Consider the following 209-nt stretch of genomic DNA (forward strand, 5'->3'; position numbering starts at 1 on the left):
ATGGAAGTTGGCTAAAGTTAATCGGTTTTCTTGGATTTATTGGGATTTATAAAATACCAGGTATGATTGAAGCTTTTCAAGCGGATGGAAGTTGGCTAAAGTTAATCGGTTTTCTTGGATTTATTGGGATTTATAAAATACCAGGTATGATTGAAGCTTTTCAAGCGGATGGAAGTTGGCTAAAGTTAATCGGTTTTCTTGGATTTATT

1 protein-coding gene is annotated in these 209 nt (G+C 34.0%); it reads left to right on the forward strand.

From position 1 onward, the window contains the following. On the forward strand, window positions 1-209 hold a 209-nt coding region (locus tag H6481_RS28580), incomplete at both ends, for a hypothetical protein (protein ID WP_182813832.1).

The organism is Bacillus sp. ME78, assembly GCF_903970865.1.
Taxonomy (GTDB): domain Bacteria; phylum Bacillota; class Bacilli; order Bacillales; family Bacillaceae_G; genus Bacillus_A; species Bacillus_A cereus.